Annotated in this window: 10 protein-coding genes and 1 pseudogene; 6 read left to right on the forward strand and 5 right to left on the reverse strand. The window is 60.7% G+C overall.

Going from position 1 to position 19,790, the window contains the following annotated elements; translation table 11 throughout:
• Window positions 1-139: 139 nt before the first annotated feature.
• The 5 genes and pseudogenes from putP (at window position 140) to ABTV87_RS02315 (ending at window position 6,288) form a co-directional block, all read left to right on the forward strand.
• A complete protein-coding gene (gene putP / locus ABTV87_RS02295; protein WP_007952308.1) occupies window positions 140-1,624 on the forward strand; it encodes a sodium/proline symporter PutP in 1,485 nt (494 codons plus the stop codon).
• 227 nt (window positions 1,625-1,851) lie between these two features.
• The gene (locus tag ABTV87_RS02300) at window positions 1,852-3,867 is read left to right on the forward strand and encodes a type VI secretion system tip protein VgrG (RefSeq protein WP_433898929.1); all 2,016 of its coding nucleotides are present in this window, start codon (window positions 1,852-1,854) and stop codon (window positions 3,865-3,867) included.
• Window positions 3,857-4,564, forward strand: coding sequence for a DUF4123 domain-containing protein (locus tag ABTV87_RS02305; RefSeq protein WP_433898930.1), 708 nt, complete (start codon window positions 3,857-3,859; stop codon window positions 4,562-4,564). The genes ABTV87_RS02300 and ABTV87_RS02305 overlap by 11 nt, the downstream gene beginning before the upstream one ends.
• 331 nt (window positions 4,565-4,895) lie before the next feature.
• Window positions 4,896-5,216: pseudogene (locus tag ABTV87_RS02310) on the forward strand (hypothetical protein).
• Window positions 5,217-5,448: 232 nt separating this feature from the next.
• On the forward strand, window positions 5,449-6,288 hold the full coding sequence (locus tag ABTV87_RS02315) for a 23S rRNA (adenine(2030)-N(6))-methyltransferase RlmJ (protein ID WP_007952304.1): 840 nt from the start codon (window positions 5,449-5,451) through the stop codon (window positions 6,286-6,288).
• A gap of 158 nt (window positions 6,289-6,446) precedes the next feature.
• Here the strand turns inward: ABTV87_RS02315 and msrA are convergent, their stop codons facing one another.
• From msrA to aceE, 5 genes are all read right to left on the reverse strand, one after another.
• The gene (gene msrA, locus ABTV87_RS02320; RefSeq protein ID WP_007952303.1) at window positions 6,447-7,112 is read right to left on the reverse strand and encodes a peptide-methionine (S)-S-oxide reductase MsrA; all 666 of its coding nucleotides are present in this window, start codon (window positions 7,110-7,112) and stop codon (window positions 6,447-6,449) included.
• Window positions 7,113-7,217: 105 nt separating this feature from the next.
• The gene (locus ABTV87_RS02325; RefSeq protein ID WP_085608456.1) at window positions 7,218-9,914 is read right to left on the reverse strand and encodes a putative bifunctional diguanylate cyclase/phosphodiesterase; all 2,697 of its coding nucleotides are present in this window, start codon (window positions 9,912-9,914) and stop codon (window positions 7,218-7,220) included.
• Between the two features lie 238 nt (window positions 9,915-10,152).
• Entirely contained in the window at window positions 10,153-11,550 is a 1,398-nt protein-coding gene (locus ABTV87_RS02330) for an alkaline phosphatase D family protein (protein ID WP_433898931.1), read from the reverse strand.
• Between the two features lie 278 nt (window positions 11,551-11,828).
• Window positions 11,829-13,793: a dihydrolipoyllysine-residue acetyltransferase gene (gene aceF, locus ABTV87_RS02335; RefSeq protein WP_240872119.1), complete on the reverse strand. Its 1,965-nt coding sequence runs from the start codon at window positions 13,791-13,793 to the stop codon at window positions 11,829-11,831.
• Window positions 13,794-13,804: 11 nt separating this feature from the next.
• Window positions 13,805-16,450: a pyruvate dehydrogenase (acetyl-transferring), homodimeric type gene (gene aceE / locus ABTV87_RS02340; protein WP_007952295.1), complete on the reverse strand. Its 2,646-nt coding sequence runs from the start codon at window positions 16,448-16,450 to the stop codon at window positions 13,805-13,807.
• A 384-nt stretch (window positions 16,451-16,834) separates the two neighbouring features.
• Here aceE and glnE point away from each other — a divergent pair, with 384 nt between their 5' ends.
• Window positions 16,835-19,774 (forward strand): bifunctional [glutamate--ammonia ligase]-adenylyl-L-tyrosine phosphorylase/[glutamate--ammonia-ligase] adenylyltransferase, encoded by a 2,940-nt coding sequence (gene glnE, locus ABTV87_RS02345; RefSeq protein WP_085608459.1) that lies wholly within the window; start codon window positions 16,835-16,837, stop codon window positions 19,772-19,774.
• Window positions 19,775-19,790: the final 16 nt, after the last annotated feature.

The following is a 19,790-nucleotide window of genomic DNA, read 5'->3' on the forward strand; positions in this document are numbered from 1 at the left end:
ACCCGGTGTACCGGCCAATGGCTTTCCTGGGGAAACATTGGTCATAAATGCGCGGCCGTGCGAATCGTCTGTCAGACCTCGGTCTGCAAACGGTGCAACCGCCGCCGCTACATAAAAACAAAGCCAGGGCACGTACGTAATGAGCGCAAGCAATCCAACCCTGATCACGTTCGTGATCTACATCGCAGCAATGGTGCTGATCGGCTTCATGGCCTATCGCTCCACCAATAACCTTTCCGACTATATTCTGGGCGGCCGCAGCCTGGGCAGCGTGGTGACCGCATTGTCCGCCGGCGCTTCCGACATGAGCGGCTGGTTGCTGATGGGCCTGCCGGGTGCCATCTATATGTCCGGCCTGTCCGAAAGCTGGATCGCCATCGGCCTGATCGTCGGTGCCTACCTGAACTGGCTGTTCGTCGCCGGCCGTCTGCGTGTTCAAACCGAGCACAACGGCGATGCGCTGACCCTGCCGGACTACTTCGCCAGCCGTTTTGAAGACAAAAGCGGTCTGCTGCGCATCATTTCGGCGGTAGTGATTCTGGTGTTCTTCACCATTTATTGCGCTTCCGGCATCGTTGCCGGTGCCCGTCTGTTCGAAAGCACCTTCGGCATGTCCTACGAGACTGCGCTGTGGGCCGGTGCTGCAGCGACGATTGCCTACACCTTTGTCGGCGGTTTCCTCGCGGTGAGCTGGACCGACACCGTACAAGCCACCCTGATGATCTTCGCCCTGCTGCTGACGCCGATCATCGTGCTGCTGGCCACCGGCGGCGTCGATACCACGTTCCTGGCCATCGAAGCGCAAGATCCAAGCAACTTCGACATGCTGAAAAACACCACCTTCATCGGCATCATTTCGCTGATGGGCTGGGGCCTGGGCTACTTCGGCCAGCCGCACATCCTTGCGCGCTTCATGGCCGCCGACTCGGTGAAATCCATCGCCAATGCCCGTCGCATCTCCATGACCTGGATGATCCTGTGCCTGGGCGGCACCGTGGCCGTGGGCTTCTTCGGTATTGCTTACTTCTCGGCGCACCCGGAAGTCGCGGGTCCAGTGACCGAGAACCACGAGCGTGTGTTCATCGAACTGGCCAAGCTGCTGTTCAACCCGTGGATCGCCGGTGTGCTGCTGTCAGCCATTCTGGCGGCGGTAATGAGCACCCTGAGCTGCCAGTTGCTGGTGTGCTCGAGCGCCCTGACCGAAGACTTCTACAAGACTTTCCTGCGTAAATCCGCTTCGCAAGTCGAGCTGGTATGGGTCGGTCGTGCCATGGTGTTGCTGGTTGCACTGATCGCTATCGCGATGGCTGCCAACCCGGACAACCGCGTGCTGGGTCTGGTGTCCTACGCCTGGGCCGGTTTCGGAGCAGCCTTCGGTCCGGTCGTGCTGATCTCGGTGATCTGGAAGAAAATGACCCGTGACGGCGCACTGGCCGGCATCCTGGTCGGCGCGATCACCGTGATCGTGTGGAAGCATTTCGAACTGCTGGGTCTGTACGAAATCATCCCGGGCTTCATCTTCGCCAGCCTGGCGATCTACTTCGTCAGCCTGATGGGCCAGCCGAGCGCCGGCATGGTTCAGCGTTTTGAAGCGGCCGAGAAAGATTTCCATCTGAACAAGTGATGGAAATGAGCTGAGGCTCACAAGAAAACGGCCCGCGTCCTACAGGAAGCGGGCCGTTTTTTATTGCCTGCGATTTTTCTGAAGGAAAAGTCTGTAGTCGAATGCGCCGATTTTTGAAGGGCAGATCGAAATTTCAAGTAGGGGAAATCTGATTTTTCAGTCACCCATCCTGCACCCCTTGCCCCTCATGCAGAATCGCCCGCCCTCAATCTGCAGAGAGACATCGGATGTTCGCGCCTGCCAATCAACCGCGTTTCACGTTGACCGTCGAAGGCGCCCAGTTTGACCTCAAAGTCCTTGAGTTCACGGGCAAGGAAGCCATCAGCCAACCCTTTCGCTTTGACCTGGAGCTGGTCAGTGAACGGCCGGATCTGGATCTGGAAAGCCTGCTGCACTGTCAGGCGTTTCTGAGTTTTGATGAAGACGGTTCCGGTATTCACGGTCAGATCTATCGGGTCGGGCAGGGGGATTCCGGCAAGCGTCTGACCCGCTATCACGTCAGCCTCGTTCCGCGTCTGGCCTACCTTGGTCATCGGATCAACCAGCGAATTTTCCAGCACCAAAGCGTTCCGCAGATCGTGACGCAGATCCTCAAGGATCACGCGATCCTGCGCGACGCCTTCGAATTTCGCCTCGGCAGCGATTACCCGCCGCGTGAATACTGCGTGCAGTACGCCGAGAGCGATCTGGCGTTCATCCAGCGGCTGTGTGCCGAAGTCGGCATTCACTTCCACTTTCAGCACAGCCCGGACGGGCATCTGTTGGTGTTCGGTGACGATCAAACGGTGTTCCCGCGTCTGGCCGAGCCGACGCTGTACCTGCCGGGCAGCGGCATGGCTGCGGCTGCACCGGCGATCAAGCGCTTCACCGTTCGGGTGGAAACCCGCACCAGCGTGGTCACCCGACGTGATTACGACTTCAGCAAACCCCGGCTGGCGCTGCAAAGTCGCGCCGAAAGCGAACAGCGCCCGGTGCTGGAGGATTACCACTTTCCCGGCCAGTTCACCGAGCGCGAAACCGGCAAGCAACTGGCCCAGCGCACCCTTGAGCGGCATGTCGCCGACTACCGTCAGGCCGAGGGTCGCAGCGATCAATCTGCCTTGGTCAGCGGACATTTCCTGCAACTGGCCGAGCATCCGCGCCAGGATTTGAATGACCTCTGGCTGCTGACCTCTCTCGAGCACCATGGCCGACAGCCGCAAGTGCTGGAGGAATCGGTGACCAGCGACGGTGATGAATTCCAGGGTTACCGTAATACCTTTCTTGCCACGCCGTGGGACGTATTCTTCCGCCCGCCGATGGGCCCGGAAAAACCACGGATGCTTGGTTATCAGCCAGCCGTAGTCACCGGCCCGCAAGACAGTGAAATCCATTGCGACGAGTACGGCCGGGTCAAGGTGCAACTGGCCTGGGACCGCGACGGCGAACTCAACGAGCATTCCAGTTGTTGGTTGCGGGTCGCAAGCGGTTGGGCCCATGACCGTTATGGCAGCGTGCTGATACCACGGGTCGGCATGGAAGTGCTGGTGGGGTTTATCGATTCGGATGCCGACAAGCCTCTGGTCATGGGGTGCCTGCCGAACGCCGCCACGCCGGTGCCGCTGGATCTGCCGGCCGACAAGACCCGCAGTATTTTCCGCAGCCAGAGTAGTCCCGGCGGCGGGGGCTACAACGAATTGCGTATCGAAGATCGCAAAGGCGCCGAGGAAATCTACCTGCGCGCCCAGCGAAACTGGACGCAGCATGTACTGAATGATCAACAGGTACAGGTGGATAACCAGCGCAGTGTTGTCGTGACTGGTCTCGCCAAGCATGAATTGAAGGCCGATGAGCAGCGCATCACCCACGGCCAGCGTCAGACCGAAGTGAAGCAGGACGACCACCTCACTGTGACCGGCGACCGTAATATCCGCGTGAACAACCAGACGTTCAGCGCCAATGCGCAATTTCACGTCAGCGCCGGCCAGCAGGTGGTGATCGACGGCGGGGCGAGCGCGACGATCCAGGCCGGCGGGCAGTGGATCAACATCGGCCCCGGCGGGATCTTCAGCAGCGTGCCGATTGTGGTGGGTGGCGCGCCGATGGCGGCGATGAGCGCGGCGCCGACCGTGCCGGGGTTGCCGGAGAAACTGGTGGCTGCACCGGCTGCGATTCTGACTGCCGCGCAAATCATGAGCCTTAAAGGAGACGCACCGTTCTGCGAAGAATGCGAGCGCTGCAAGGACGGTGTCTGTGCAGCCTGATCAATGGTTGAAGGATGTGCCGCTGAAGCCGTCGGAGCAGGTGTTCGCGATTTTCAGTAGCGCCAGTGCGGTGGATCCGCTGAAGGCTTGGCCGCTGAAAGCGCAGATGCCGAAACCGGTCTGGGCGGAAACGATCTATGCCGAGTGGGATGCGGTGATGCCCTACGTGGGAATCGTCGACGTAGGCAGTGAGTTTCTGGATTGGGTGGCGACCACGGAGTCTCGTGACTGGGGTTGGCTGGCGGTTTCTTCGGCAGGGTTTGAGGCGGTGGTCGAGCACTTTCGCAGTTTGACCCAGGTGCTGATGCCGGACGGGAAAGCGGTGTTCTTCCGGTTTTGGGATGGGCGGTTTTTGTTGCCGATCCTTGAGTCGTTCGAAGTGGATGCCGGCCAATTGCTGCCGGTCCTCACGCGAGGATTGATCAACGGTCAGGTCGTCGAGATCGGGGGCAGGGCGAGGGGCTCGGGGCGGGAGTTTCCTTGGTGGTCGGTGCCGCAAAAGCTGCTTGCGCAATTCGGCGGTGATGCCCGGATCAAGAATGCCTTGCAGTGGTTGAGCGAGGAGCAACCGGCGTTGTTCGAAGCATTCCCTACCGATGTCTTGCGCTGCAAGGTTGTCAGGTTTTTCGAAGTTTCGGCGTCGGACGAATCGTCGGCTTCGGCATTGCTGGACTACTTGCGGGACGAGTCAGAGTGAAATTTCCGGGCAAAGGCTTCGGACGTTTCCTGCGAGTTGCGGCGGTTTGCGTGAACTGGTGGGCGCGGTGGTGCGGGGATAGTCTTTGGTTGTCTCCGCAAGTGTGGAGGCAGGGCGTAGGAGCCCTGATTTCAGAGCAGTGCATAAGCGTCGTTGCCCGATTTGCGGCAGTCTTCGCTCGACCGTAAGATCCTTTGCGGCGGTTATGCGCGGGCACGCTTCGGCGTGGCTGAGTGCTCTGGTCTCAGTCCTCCTACCCCGCGCATGGCTGCCACCCAATCCTGTAGGAGGGAAACGGTGTGCGCCTCTTTCACTACCAGAGGATTAAACAATGAGCACGCTTCATCCAGATCCACCCTACGAACCATTCATCCCTCACCCCAACAACCGCCTCATGGCGCTGACCAGCAACTGCAACGACATGCCCACGTTGTTCATCGACACCCACGCCCCGCTCGATGTCCTGATGGACGCCGCCAACTACCGTATCCGCGCCGTCATCTAGGTCCTGGAAAACATGTGCATGCGCGGCTCGGTCGAGTGCGACTCGGTCATCCTCAGCGACTTCGCCCAGCTCTGCGTTATTCCATTGCGTGACGGCTGTGATGTGCTGGATGTGATTGGCAAGCGCCTACACGCCATACCGTCCTGACTCGATCGTTCCCACGTCGAACCGTCTGCGTGGGAATGCCTCCAGGGACGCTCCGCGTTCCAGGCGTCCACCGCAATTGTGGCTGATACCCCATGCGACGCGGAGCGTCACGGGCTGCATTCCCACGCAGGGCGTGGGAACGATCATTAGTGCAGCGGCACGCCACTCAGCTGCGAGCCCCTGACTTGCCGCCCGGTAAAAGGTAAACTTCACGGCCCTCGCAGGAGCAGCCATGAATTATCGTCACGCCTTCCATGCCGGCAATCACGCCGATGTGTTCAAACACCTGACCTTGACCCGCCTCATCGCCCTGATGTCGCGCAAGGAGCAGCCGTTTGCCTATCTCGACAGCCACGCCGGCATCGGTCTGTATGACCTGCAGGGCGATCAGGCCAACCGTACCGGCGAGTACCTGGAAGGCATCGCGCGCTTGTGGGATCAGCCGGATCTGCCCGCGCTGACCGCGGACTACATGAAAGTGCTGCACGAGATGAACCCGGATGGCCAGTTGCGCTATTACCCGGGCTCGCCGGAGCTGGCGCGGCGTCTGACCCGGCCGCAGGATCGGGTGATGCTCAACGAAAAGCACCCCGAAGACGGCGTCCTGCTCAAGGACAACATGGCCGGTGATCGTCGGGTGAAAGTGCATCTGGGCGAGGGCTGGCATGTGGCCCGTGCGATGTTGCCGGTGCAGGAGAAACGCGCGGTGATGCTGATTGATCCGCCGTTCGAACAGCTCGATGAAATGCAGCGCTGTGCGGCGTCGATGAAAGAGGCCATCGGCCGGATGCGTCAGACCGTGGCGGCGATATGGTATCCGGTGAAGGATCAGCGTGCGCTGCGTCGTTTCTATCAGGATCTGGCCGGCACCGGTGCGCCGAAGTTGCTGCGGGTCGAGCTGCTGGTGCATCCGCTGGACACGCCGAACAGCCTGAACGGCTCTGGCCTGGCGATTGCCAATCCGCCGTGGGGGCTGGAGGAAGAATTGCGTGAGCTGCTGCCGTGGCTGTCCAAGAAACTTGGGCAGACCCAGGGTGGGTGGCAGATGGATTGGTTGATCGCCGAGAGCTGATCAACCGTCAATGATCGTTCCCACGTCGAGGCGTCGAACCGTCAGCGTGGGAATGCCTCAATGGACGCTCTGCGTCCGCTGTTGGGACGCTCTGCGTCCCGGGCTGCATTCCCACGCGGAGCGTGGGAACGATCAGTGGTCGCGGTCAGACGACGCGGTCAGTTACCCGCCAGGCTTGGTGGCATGCAAACGCCAGTGCCGCCAATCCCGCAGTAGCCTTCCGGATTTTTCGCCAGATACTGCTGGTGATAAGTCTCGGCGAAGTAAACGGTCGGTGCCTGTTCGATTTCGGTACTGATTTCACCCAGACCCGCCTTCGACAGCTCAGCCTGATAGACAGCCTTGCTCTTCAGCGCCGCATCCAGTTGCTCCGGATGGGTCGCGTAAATCACCGAGCGGTACTGAGTGCCGATGTCATTGCCCTGGCGCATGCCCTGCGTCGGGTTGTGCAGTTCCCAGAACATCGCCAGCAGCTCTTCGTAGCTGACCTTGGCCTTGTCATACACCACCAGCACCACTTCAGCGTGGCCGGTCAGGCCCGAGCAGACTTCTTCGTAGGTCGGGTTCGGCGTGTAACCGCCAGCGTAGCCGACCACGGTGCTGACCACGCCTTCGCGCTGCCAGAAGCGGCGTTCTGCCCCCCAGAAGCAGCCCAGGCCGAAGATCGCGAAATCGACGTCTTCGAAAAACGGGCCGAGCAGCGGCGTGTCTTCGAACACGAAGTGCTTTTCAGGCAGGGTCATTGCGGTTTCGCGGCCAGGCAGAGCTTGTTCTTTTGTCGGTAGCACGTTTTTGTTCACCAGAATTTCCGAGCGCAGAACCATGATCGTTCCTCTCAGTCAGGATGGGATGTAAAAAGTCTGACCGCCAGTGTGCCCAATGATGCCCGGTTAATCACTAGGCAAAATGTGCGGGTACTGTCTTGGGGTTTACAGGCAGAGCGGGCCGCGCGGGTAGCGCTTGAGCGCCTGGATCAGCTCGCCGCCCGGAATCGGCCGGTCGAACAGGTAGCCCTGGCCGACGTCGCAGCGGTGTCGGCGCAGGAACGCCAGCTGCTCGGCGGTCTCGATGCCTTCGGCCACGACCTTGAGTTTCAGGTTGTGGGCCATGGCGATCACGGCGGAGGTGATTTCCATGTCGTCCTGGTTGTCCGGGATTTCATGGATGAAGCTGCGATCGATCTTGATGATGTCGATCGGGAATTTCTTCAGGTAACTGAGCGACGAGTAACCGGTGCCGAAGTCGTCCATGGCCAGGGTCAGGCCCAGACGCTTGAGCTGGTCGAGCTGCAAGTGGGTGTCTTCAGTGGCTTCCAGCAGCAGGCCTTCGGTCAGTTCCAGCTCCAGCAGATTGGCCGGCAGCGCTTCTTCCTTGAGGATGTTGGCGATCGAGGCCACCAGATCCGGGTCGGAGAACTGCTTGGGCGACAGGTTGATCGCCACTTGCAGATTGCCCATGCCGGCGGCGGTCAGCGCCTTGCTCATGCGGCAGGCCTGGCGGGCGATCCACTTGCCGATCGGAATGATCAGGCCGGTTTCCTCGGCGACGCTGATGAATTGGTCCGGGCGGATCATGCCGCGCTCCGGGTGGTTCCAGCGCAGCAATGCTTCCATGCCGAGCAGGCGACCGCTGCGCAGGCACAGCTTCGGCTGGTAGAACACATCCAGTTCGTTCTGGGTCAGGGCGCGGCGCAGGTTGTTCTCGACGAACAGTTTGTAGCTGGCCTCGGCGTTCAGCGCTTCGGTGAACACCTGGACCTGATGTTTGCCGTTGGCCTTGGCCTTGTGCAGGGCCAGACCGGCGTTGCGCATCAGGGTCTGCGGGTCGCGGCCGTGCAGCGGCGCGCAGGCCAGGCCCACGGAGCCGGTGACGCTGATCAACTGGTTGTCGACGAACATCGGTTTGTCGAGGGTCATCAGCAGCTGGCTGGCGATCTGTTGGCCGGCTTCGAGGTCGGTGTTGTCGAGCAACACCGCGAATTCATTACTGGCGAACCGCGCCAGGCTGCCGCTCGGGCTGAGGCTGTTGCGCAGGCGCCGGGCCAGGCTGATCAACAGTTTGTCGCCGGTCTGGTGGCCGAGGCTGTCGTTGATCCGTTTGAAGTTGTCGATGTCCACCAGCAGCAGACTGATCGGGGTATCGCTATCTCGGGCGAAGCGTTCATCCAGGTTGCGGATAAATGCAGGCCGATTGCCGAGGTTGGTCAGGTTGTCGGTGTAGGCCAGGCGCTCGATGCGCTGCTGCGCCAGTTTGGTCTGGGTGATGTCTTCGTAGATGCCAATGTAATGCGTCAGCTCACGGTTGTCGCCATAGACCTTGGAGATCGACAACTGACCCCAGTAGGGTTCGAGGTTCTTGCGGCGGCTCTTGAACTCGCCCTGCCAGCTGTTGCTCTTGGCCAGCGCCGAGGGCGCGTCGAACAGCAGCTCGCTTAAGTTTTCCAGGGCTGGCAACTCCGACAGGCGCTGGCCGTGGACTTCCTCGGTGGTGTACTGGGTGATCGCGGTGAAGCTCGGGTTGACGTACTCGACCACGCCGTCGCAGTTGACCAGCAAAAAGGCGTTGGCACTCTGCTCGACCGCGCGCTGGAACAGGTGCAGCGCGCTGGTGGCAGTGCGGCGGTTGTGATTGTTGATGACTTGGGCGAACTGGTCGGCGAGTTCACCGGCAAAGGCGATTTCGTCGGACTGCCAGGCGCGGGTGACGCCGGTCTGCTCCAGGCACAACACGCCGACCACCTGGCCGTCGACGCGGATGCTGGCGTCGAGCATGGCGTTGACGTCACGCGGGCGCAGGGCTTCGGCCATTTCCCGGGTACGCGGGTCGCGCATCGCATTGTGCGCGTCGATGGCGCGGCTGCCGTGCAGGGCTTCCATGTAATCGGGGAAGCCGCTGACGTCGATCACGTCCGGCAGGATGTATTCCTGGGTGGCGCGGTGGTACGCCGAGATCGGCACCAGTTTCTGGCCTTCGAGATTCCACAGGCTGGCGCAGTCGATTTCATAGATATCGCAGGCGCAACGGGTAATCAGTTCGGCGGCTTCTTGCAGGGAGTTCTGGCTGCTGTAGCGCTGGCGGGCCAGCAGCAGGATCAGGTCCTGCTGGGCGCGCACCCGCTCCAGATGCTGCAGTTGTTCCTGCTGGGCACGCTGATTGAGCTCAAGGGCGATTTGCAGGCGTGAATTCTGGGTTTCCAGGTCGACTGACGGCAGCGTCGGTGCTTCGTCGAACACGTTGTCGACCGCCAGCAGGTAACCGCGCAGCAAGTGGCGGTTGTGCTGTCTGTAGGCTTCGCCGAGTTCAAGAATGCTCAGCGCGCCGGCGGCGGTGTGCAGGGTGTAGCGCACCAGATAATGCGGGCTTTCGCCGAGTTGTTGCTGGATCGCGTCGTGCAACTGATAGCGCGCTTCGGGCTCCATCAGGCTGGCGTAGGGCGAGCCGACCAAAGCGCAGAGTTCGACGGCAGGCTGGCCGAACTGGCGTTCACAGTTGGGATCGAGAAACAGCATCGCCCAGCTGGCTTCATTCAGGCGCTCGAAACGCAGCATGCCGAGCCGCGAGGGCACAGGCAACTGCGTCACTACCTCGGCCACCATACGGCTGGCGGCATCGGGTTGGCTCTTCATGAAGGGAACTCGCTTGGAAATTTGCTGAACGCGCCGGGCTCTCGCCCTCTTTACTGTTGCCTGCGGCAAGGTTGCATCATTGCGGCACCGACTGACAAGAGACATGAAGGCCAAGTGCTATAAGAATATGTCGGCTGCAGTGAACATTTCTCCAGCACTTGCCGGAAACTAATGCTATCAACCGTGGAGATGGCCGTTCCAGAGCCTTCGGGCATCCGGAACGGTCGTGCCGCTGGATTCATCGCAACGGAATATCGATGGATTGCAGGTGCCTGCCATCCCGGTCGTGATAGTTGACCTGGATCCGCCCGGCCTCGACCACCATGTGCGCAAAGTTGTCCTGGCTGATGACCTGGCTGGTCAGCGCGTGCCGGTATTCGCCTGCCTCGGTCTGCGCCAGCGGTTGATCTAGCGTGAAGGTCGCGGCGGTGGCGTAGGGCAGCAGTTTGCTGTTGCTCAGCGGTGAAGACACGACGGTGTGTACTTCAAAGTCCGGGTCTTCGCTGTGGCTCAGGCGACTGGTCAGCGAACCATGCACATCGCCGGAAATGAACACGACGTTCCTGAGCCGATGTTGGCGAATGGTTTCCAGCAAGCGCAGGCGCTGTTCGGGGAAGCCCGCCCAGGCATCATCGCCGTTCATTTTGCGGTCGGGGTAGAACATGACGCTGGTGACCACGAACTTGACCCGTGCCGTGCTTTCGACCAGCCACGTGCACAAGGCCTGTTCCTGTTGTTCATCGAGGATGCGACGGTTGTTGTTCGACAAGTCGCGGCGAGTTCGACTGTCCGTCACAAACCATTCGATATCGCCGTCGCTGAATTGATACCAGTAGTGCTTCAGTGAAGTGCAGTCGATTGTGCCGTTAGTTGTTGATGAATAAGCAGGGCTATGACTGGCTTGATAGAGTTCGTAAGCCTTCATCGCATTGCTAAACAGTGTTTCATCGGACTCGTGGGCGTTCATTGGCCAGTTATCTTCTATTTCATGATCATCCAGAATCATGTAAGTCGAAGTCTCCGACATCAGTCGTCGGATATTGGGCAGGGAAAACGCCGCACGGTACTTTGCAATGAAGTCGTCATAGTCACGGTCCGGGGCGAACAGGTTCAAATCGTCCGCGTAGATCTGATCGCCACACATCATGATGGCGCTGATCGCCGGTTGTGCGCCTTCGATCAGTTGGCTGATGGACGCGAAGATCCGGTCGCCCAGGTGCGGGAGCACCGGGATGCCGGAGGTCATGCGCAGGTAGCGACAGGAACCAAGGATGTAGGCGCGCGGCTGCAAAAGCTGGCTGCTGCGGGTGCGCAGGCGATAGATATCCCGTGGCCATTGCAGCGGCAGCTCCGCCACGCTGTGGTTAGTGTGGACGGGACTCATCGGGCTGAACCAGCCGGTTTGGTATTCGTACTCGGTGTCGGCTTGCAAATGATCGAGCACCAGCACTTCAGTCATGTCGCGGGTTGAATCCAGTTTTACAAACTGGCCCGTCTGCCATTGTTGCGAATCCAATATCCGGTAACGGATGCCGGCAAATACGGCAGCGTTATGTTGCAGTCCGCCACGAATGAAAATTCGCGCCTGATTAGTTGTTGTGTGGCCAACGATCGGGCCGACAGTAGGTTTCAGCATGTTCGAATCCATTCGAATAAGTGTTGGTGATTGATAAAGTTGCCTGGCTTTTCGGTGCAACTTTGATGCGCCAAGGTTAGTTGCCTGTCGCTGAAAAATATCGATTTGAAGTGGACTAAAGTCGTGGCCTATATCAGCGCAAGTTGTGGGAAAAGTGCAGGCGAACGTTATTTCAGGCAAAAAAAAGCCCCGCCAAACTGACGGGGTTGAGGTACGAGCGTGTGGCGCTCGAAAACGTGGAACACGGTCGGCCCTCCGTTGCCGGAGGGCCGAGCGCTTTACAGCAGGATGGTGCGGATGTCCGCCAGCAGGTCGCTCAGACGCTTGGTGAAGCGTGCAGCAGCGGCGCCGTTGATCACACGGTGATCGTAGGACAGCGACAGAGGCAGCATCAGTTTCGGCTGGAAGGCTTTGCCGTCCCAGACTGGCTGGATGGTTGCCTTGGAAACACCGAGGATCGCCACTTCCGGCGCGTTGACGATCGGCGTGAAGCCGGTACCGCCAATGTGGCCGAGGCTGGAAATGGTGAAGCAGGCGCCTTGCATCTCGTCCGACGAGAGCTTCTTGGTCCGGGCTTTTTCAGCCAGGGAAGCGGCCTCGGCGGCCAGTTGCAGCAGGCTCTTCTGGTCGACGTTCTTGATGACCGGTACGAGCAGGCCATCCGGGGTGTCGACGGCGAAGCCGATGTTCACGTATTTCTTGCGGATGATCGCCTTGCCGCTTGGTGCCAGCGAGCTGTTGAAGTCCGGCAGTTCCTTGAGCAGGTGTGCGCAGGACTTGAGCAGCAGCGGCAGGATGGTCAGCTTCACGCCGGCCTTCTCTGCGACAGCTTTCTGTGCGGTTCGGAACGCTTCCAGCTCGGTGATATCCGCCGAGTCGAATTGCGTTACGTGCGGCACGTTCAGCCAGCTGCGGTGCAGGTTGGCGGCGCCGACCTGCATCAGGCGGGTCATCGGCACTTCTTCGATTTCGCCGAAACGGCTGAAGTCGACGACCGGAATCGGCGGGATGCCCGCGCCACCGGTTGCGCCAGCAGCAGCGGCCGGTGCTTCCTTGGCCTTCTGCATCATGGCTTTGACGTAAACCTGCACGTCTTCTTTCAGGATGCGACCGTGCGGACCGCTGGCGCCGACAGCGCTCAGCTCGACGCCGAACTCTCGAGCCAGTTGACGCACGGCAGGGCCGGCGTGAACCTTGGCGCCCGGCTTGGCTGGAGCAGCAACTGGAGCGGCAGCAGCAGGTGCAGCGGCAGCCGGAGCAGCAGCGGCTGGTGCCGGAGCGCTCGGAGCAGCAGCGGCAGCTGGAGCCGGGGCAGCAGCCGGAGCGGCGCCTTTGACTTTCAGCTTGAGGATCAGGTCGCCGGTGCCGACTTCGTCATCCAGCTTGATGGAAACGCTTTCCACCACGCCAGCGGCAGGCGACGGGATTTCCATGCTCGCCTTGTCGGATTCCAGAGTGATCAGCGACTGGTCGGCTTCAACGCTGTCGCCAGCCTTGACCAGCACTTCGATGATCTTGGCCTTGCCGGCCGAACCGATGTCCGGAACGTGGATGTCCTGAACGCTGTCGGCAACCGGTGCGGCCGGAGCAGCGGCAGGCGCCGGAGCAGCGGCAGCGGCCGGAGCAGCAGCCTGGGCCGGAGCGGCCGCAGCAGGGGCCGCAGCACCCGCCACTTCCAGATCCAGGATCAGGTCGCCAGTGCCGACTTCGTCGTTCAACTTGACGCTGATGGCCTTGACCACGCCAGCGGCAGGCGACGGGATTTCCATGCTCGCCTTGTCGGATTCCAGGGTGATCAGCGACTGATCAGCCTCGACGGTGTCGCCGACCTTGACCTGGATCTCGATGATCTGGGCCTTGCCCGACGAACCGATGTCCGGCACGTGCACTTGCTGAACCGAAGCGGCAGCAGGGGCAGCAGCTGGTGCAGCCGGTGCAGGAGCGGCAGCCGGTGCAGCTTCGGCCTTGGCGGCAGGAGCAGCAGCCGGAGCAGGGGCCGCAGCTGCGGCGCCCTCGACTTCCAGTTCCAGCAGTTCGTCGCCTTCTTTCAGGCGATCGCCCAGCTTCACTTTCAGGCTCTTGATGACGCCGGCTTTCGGGGCCGGCACTTCCATGCTGGCCTTGTCCGATTCCAGAGTCAGGATGCTCTGGTCGGCTTCGATACGGTCGCCGACCTTCACAAACAGTTCGATTACTTCACCTTCACCGCTGCCGATGTCAGGTACGCGAATGAGTTCGCTCACAGAGTTTCTCCTCAGCAGTCTAGTGGGTTGCGTTTTTCCGGGTCGATGCCGAACTTGGTAATGGCCTCGGCCACGACTTTAGGTTCGATATCACCACGGTCAGCCAGTGCTTCCAGGGCTGCCAACACCACGAAATGACGGTCGACTTCGAAGAAATGACGCAGTTTCTTGCGGCTGTCGCTGCGGCCGAAACCGTCGGTGCCCAGGACTTTGAATTCCTTGGACGGTACCCACTGACGGATCTGCTCGGCGAACAGTTTCATGTAGTCGGTAGAGGCGATGACCGGACCTTTACGGCCGCTCAGGCATTCTTCGACGTAGCTGCGCTGAGGCTTCTGGCCAGGTTTCAGACGGTTGCTGCGCTCTACGGCCAGGCCGTCGCGACGCAGTTCGTTGAAGCTGGTGACGCTCCATACATCGGCGCCGATGTTGAACTCTTCACGCAGGATCTTCGCCGCTTCACGGACTTCACGCAGGATGGTGCCGGAGCCCATCAGCTGTACGTGGTGCGCCGCATCGCGGGTGTCTTCTTCCAGCAGGTACATGCCTTTCTTGATGCCTTCTTCGGCACCGGCCGGCATCGCTGGCTGCTGGTAGGACTCGTTCATCACGGTGATGTAATAGAAGATGTCCTGTTGCTCTTCGGTCATCTTCTTCATGCCGTCCTGAATGATCACCGCCAGCTCGTAGCCGTAGGTCGGATCGTAGGTGCGGCAGTTCGGGATGGTGGCAGCCAGCAGGTGGCTGTGACCGTCTTCGTGCTGCAGGCCTTCACCGTTCAGGGTGGTACGGCCGGCGGTGCCGCCGATCAGGAAGCCACGGGTGCGGCTGTCGCCAGCGGCCCAGGCCAGATCGCCGATACGCTGGAAGCCGAACATCGAGTAGAAGATGTAGAACGGCAGCATTGGCTGGTTGTGGCTGGAGTACGAAGTACCGGCAGCGATGAAGGAGCTCATGGCGCCTGCTTCGTTGATGCCTTCTTCAAGGATCTGACCTTTCTGGTCTTCCTTGTAGAACATCACCTGGTCTTTATCGACTGGCTCGTAGAGCTGGCCGACGGACGAGTAGATGCCCAGCTGACGGAACATGCCTTCCATACCGAAGGTACGGGCTTCGTCCGGGATGATCGGAACGATGCGCGGGCCGATTTCCTTGTCCTTGACCAGTTGCGCGAGGATTCGCACGAACGCCATGGTGGTGGAAATTTCACGGTCGCCGGAACCGTCAAGGATCGCCTTGAGGGTGTCCAGATCCGGAGTCGGTACGCTGAAGCTCTGTGCGCGACGCTGAGGTACGAAACCGCCCAGTGCAGAGCGGCGCTCGGCCAGGTAACGGGCTTCGGCGCTGTTTGGCTCCGGCTTGAAGAACGGCAGGTTTTCCAGCTCTTCGTCTTTCACCGGGATGTCGAAGCGGTCGCGGAACAGCTTCAGGCTGTCGACGTCGACTTTCTTGGTGTTGTGCGCGGTGTTCTTCGCTTCGCCCGCACCGGTACCGTAACCCTTGATGGTCTTGGCCAGGATGACGGTCGGTTGTTCTTTGTGGTTGACCGCTTCGTGGTACGCCGCGTAGACCTTGTACGGGTCGTGGCCGCCACGGTTGAGTTTCCAGATCTCGTCGTCGGACAGATCAGCAACCATCGCCTTGAGTTCAGGCGTGTTGAAGAAGTGTTCACGAACGAACGCGCCGTCTTTGGCTTTGTAGTTCTGGTACTCGCCGTCGATGACTTCGTCCATGCGACGTTGCAGGATGCCGTCGACGTCCTTGGCCAGCAGTGGGTCCCAGAAACGGCCCCAGATGACTTTGGTCACGTTCCACTGAGCACCGCGGAACACGCCTTCGAGTTCCTGGATGATCTTGCCGTTGCCGCGAACCGGGCCGTCGAGGCGCTGCAGGTTGCAGTTGATGACGAAGATCAGGTTGTCCAGCTTCTCGCGGCCGGCCAGGGAGATGGCGCCCAGGGATTCCGGCTCGTCGCACTCGCCGTCGCCCAGGAAGCACCAGACTTTCTGTTTGCCCGGCTGGATGAAACCGCGGTGTTCCAGGTACTTCATGAAGCGAGCCTGGTAGATCGCCTGGATCGGGCCCAGACCCATCGAAACGGTCGGGAACTGCCAGAAGTCAGGCATCAGCCAAGGGTGCGGGTAGGACGACAGGCCCTGACCGTCGACTTCCTGGCGGAAGTTGTTCATCTGGTCTTCGGTGATGCGGCCTTCCATGAATGCACGGGCGTAAACGCCTGGCGAGGTGTGGCCCTGGAAGTAGATCAGGTCGCCGCCGTGTTCGTCGGTCGGGGCCTGGAAGAAGTAGTTGAAGCCGATGTCGTACAGGGTCGCACTGGAAGCGAAGCTGGAGATGTGACCACCCAGGTCAGAATCTTTCAGGTTCGTACGCATTACCATGGCCATCGCGTTCCAGCGTACCAGCGAGCGAATGCGGCGTTCCATGAACAGGTCGCCAGGCATGCGTGCTTCGTGGGTAACGGGGATCGTGTTGCGGTAAGGCGTGGTGATGGCGTAAGGGAGCTGCGAACCGCTGCGGGTCGCCAGTTCACCCATACGGGTCATCAGATAGTGAGCACGGTCTTCGCCTTCTTTGTCGAGAACCGATTCCAGGGCGTCCAGCCATTCCTGGGTTTCGACGGGATCGAGGTCTTGCATGGCTTGCTCCAGGGCGGAAAGGCTTCCAGAATCGGTTGCCTGAGTTTGCGACTGGCCTTGTGGGCAGACGATTTAAAATTCTTGGATTGCCGACAGGTTGTTCCGGCGGCGTGTAGTTTTACTACAAATCATCCGGCATTTCAGCCTTTCGAATGTATAGACGAGTAGTAAAACTACAGATGAAAGGCTTGTGGCCTCCGACTGCGTTGTGAGAATAATCGTTAAGGTTGGTCTTTAGCCATCCGAAAAAGGTGAAAGTTTGATGCTGGCTGCCAAAGAAAAAGAAATTTCAGCTATTTCTCACTTTTGTTCGACAGTCCTTCGCGTAGCGGTTTTTCGATCATCACTACAAGCGGCCATTTACACGCCGATCAAGGATAGACCATGACCCTGCCCGCGCTTGCCGAACTGCCCGCCATTCTCCTGCCGTTGGTCAGCCGATCGGAGCAGTCGTTCCGTGCGGCCGTCGGTCAACTGGAAGACGATCACGGCTTCTCGTCCTGGACGCCGGAACGCTGGGCGCAGTTCGCCCGCGTCAGCGCCGCCAGCGATTTCGTCATTGAACAGAGCGTTCGTGACCCTTTGATGTTGTTGTCGCTGGTGCAGTCCGGCGAACTGGACCGGCCGTTCGCCAAAGGTGAGTTGTGCGGGCAGATCGCCGCCGCCGTCAGCCTCGCCCAGACCGAAGATGAACTGGGCCGGGCCCTGCGTCGTCAGCGCACCCGGCATCAGGTTCGCATCATCTGGCGCGACCTCAACCGCCAGGCCGATCTGGTGCAGACCTGCCGCGATCTCTCGGACATGGCCGACGCCAGCATCGATCAGGCCTATCAATGGTTGTACCGTCGCCATTGCGACCAGTTCGGCACGCCGACCGGCCGGCGCAGCGGCGAACCGCAGCAAATGGTCATCCTCGGCATGGGCAAGCTCGGCGCGGTCGAGCTGAACCTCTCTTCGGACATCGACCTGATCTTCGCCTACCCCGAGGGCGGCGAAACCGTCGGCGTGAAGCGCCCGCTGGATAACCAGGAATTCTTCATCCGCCTCGGCCAGCGCCTGATCAAGGCCCTCGACCCTATCACCGTCGACGGCTTCGTGTTCCGCGTCGACATGCGCCTGCGCCCGTACGGCTCGTCCGGCGCGCTGGTGCTGAGCTTCAATGCGCTGGAGCAGTATTACCAGGATCAGGGCCGCGACTGGGAACGCTACGCGATGATCAAATCGCGGGTGGTGGCCGGCGATCAGGTGGCGGGCGAGCAGTTGCAGGAAATGCTGCGGCCGTTCGTTTACCGGCGCTATCTGGACTTCTCGGCGATCGAAGCACTGCGCACCATGAAGCAGTTGATCCAGCAGGAAGTGCGACGCAAAGGCATGGCCGACAACATCAAGCTGGGCTCGGGCGGTATCCGCGAAGTCGAGTTCATCGCCCAAGCCTTTCAACTGATTCACGGCGGTCGCGACCTGAGTCTGCAACAGCGCCCTCTATTAAAGGTGTTGAGCACGCTCGAAGGGCAGGGCTATCTGCCGCCGGCGGTGATCAGCGAACTGCGCGAAGGTTACGAGTTCCTGCGTTACACCGAACACGCGATTCAGGCGATTGCCGACCGCCAGACCCAGATGCTGCCGGACAGCGCTCAGGATCAGGCGCGTATCGCATTCATGCTCGGTTTCCACGACTGGGAGGCATTCCACGAGAAGCTGATGTTCTGGCGCGGCCGGGTGGCGTGGCACTTTGCGCAAGTGATCGCCGATCCCGATGAGGACGAAGGCGTCGAGAGCGAAGTGGTGGTCGGCGGTGAATGGCTGCCGCTGTGGGAAGAGGCTCAGGACGAGGAAGCGGCCTGTCGCCAGTTGGAAGAGGGCGGTTTCGCTGACGCGACCAAGGCCTTGAAGGCACTGGCGAGCCTGCGTGCCAGCCCGCAGTTGCGGGCGATGCAGCGTCTGGGGCGCGAGCGTCTCGATGCCTTTATTCCGCGTCTGCTCGCCCAGGCGGTGGAGCATGAAAATCCCGATCTGGTGCTTGAGCGGGTGTTGCCGCTGGTCGAAGCGGTAGCCCGGCGCTCGGCTTATTTGGTGCTGCTGACGGAAAACCCCGGCGCGCTGCGGCGTTTGCTGACGCTGTGCGCCGCCAGTCCGTGGATCGCCGAGCAGATCACCCGTTTCCCGCTGCTGCTCGATGAACTGCTCAACGAAGGCCGGTTGTTCAAGCCGCCGCTGGCGCCGGAACTGGCCGCCGAGTTGCGCGAGCGCCTGACGCGGATCCCGGAAGACGACCTCGAACAACAGATGGAAGCGCTGCGCCATTTCAAACTGGCGCATCGCTTGCGCGTCGCCGCCTCGGAAATCGCTGGCAGCCTGCCATTGATGAAAGTCAGCGATTACCTGACCTGGCTGGCCGAAGCGATTCTGGAACAAGTGCTGGCCCTGGCCTGGCGCCAGACCGTGGCCAAGTACGGCACGCCGCTGCGCACCGATGGCACGCTGTGCGATCCCGGCTTCATCATTGTCGGTTATGGGAAAGTCGGCGGGATCGAGTTGGGGCATGGTTCGGATCTGGACCTGGTGTTCATCCACGATGGCGACCAGCAGGCCGAAACCGATGGCCCGAAACCGATCGATGGCACGCAGTTCTTCACCCGGCTCGGCCAGCGGATCATTCACTTGCTGACCGCGCAGACCAACTCCGGTCAGCTGTACGAAGTGGACATGCGCCTGCGTCCGTCCGGGGCGTCCGGGCTGTTGGTCAGTTCGCTCGGCGCGTTTGCGCGCTATCAGGAAAATGAAGCCTGGACCTGGGAACATCAGGCGCTGGTGCGGGCGCGGGTGCTGGTGGGCAGCAAGGATGTCGGCCAGGCGTTCGAGAACGTCCGGGCCCAGGTGCTGGGCAAGGCGCGGGATCTGGCGAAACTGCAACAGGAAGTGAGTGAGATGCGCGCCAAGATGCGCGACAACCTCGGCAGCAAGAGCACCGCCGCCGGTACCGGGGCGAATGCCTTCGAGGCCACGGCGCCGTTCGACCTCAAGCAGGACGCCGGAGGTATCGTCGATATTGAATTTATGGTGCAATACGCGGCTCTGGCGTGGTCGCAAACCCACCCGCCGTTGCTGCGCTGGACGGACAATATCCGCATTCTGGAAGAGCTGGAGCACGAAGGGCTGATGCCTGCCGAAGACGCCAGCCTGTTGCGTGAGGCCTACAAGGCCTATCGTTCCGCCGCCCACCGGCAGGCCTTGCAGAAGGACGCCGGGGTGATACCGGGCGATCAGTTCGCAGACGAACGGCGGCAGGTGATGCGGATCTGGCGTGAGCTGGGGCTAAGCTGATTCTCGAGACGGGGAG

Origin of the sequence: Pseudomonas sp. PSE1(2024), assembly GCF_050990555.1 — a bacterium.
Classification (GTDB): domain Bacteria; phylum Pseudomonadota; class Gammaproteobacteria; order Pseudomonadales; family Pseudomonadaceae; genus Aquipseudomonas; species Aquipseudomonas aphyarum.

Coding starts and splice junctions, on each gene's coding strand:
- putP (WP_007952308.1), top strand. CDS start 140: ATGAGCGCAAGCAATCCAACCCTGATCACGTTCGTGATCTACATCGCA.
- ABTV87_RS02315 (WP_007952304.1), top strand. CDS start 5,449: ATGAATTATCGTCACGCCTTCCATGCCGGCAATCACGCCGATGTGTTC.
- ABTV87_RS02330 (WP_433898931.1), bottom strand. CDS start 11,550: ATGCTGAAACCTACTGTCGGCCCGATCGTTGGCCACACAACAACTAAT.
- ABTV87_RS02300 (WP_433898929.1), top strand. CDS start 1,852: ATGTTCGCGCCTGCCAATCAACCGCGTTTCACGTTGACCGTCGAAGGC.
- aceE (WP_007952295.1), bottom strand. CDS start 16,450: ATGCAAGACCTCGATCCCGTCGAAACCCAGGAATGGCTGGACGCCCTG.
- ABTV87_RS02325 (WP_085608456.1), bottom strand. CDS start 9,914: ATGAAGAGCCAACCCGATGCCGCCAGCCGTATGGTGGCCGAGGTAGTG.
- glnE (WP_085608459.1), top strand. CDS start 16,835: ATGACCCTGCCCGCGCTTGCCGAACTGCCCGCCATTCTCCTGCCGTTG.
- msrA (WP_007952303.1), bottom strand. CDS start 7,112: ATGGTTCTGCGCTCGGAAATTCTGGTGAACAAAAACGTGCTACCGACA.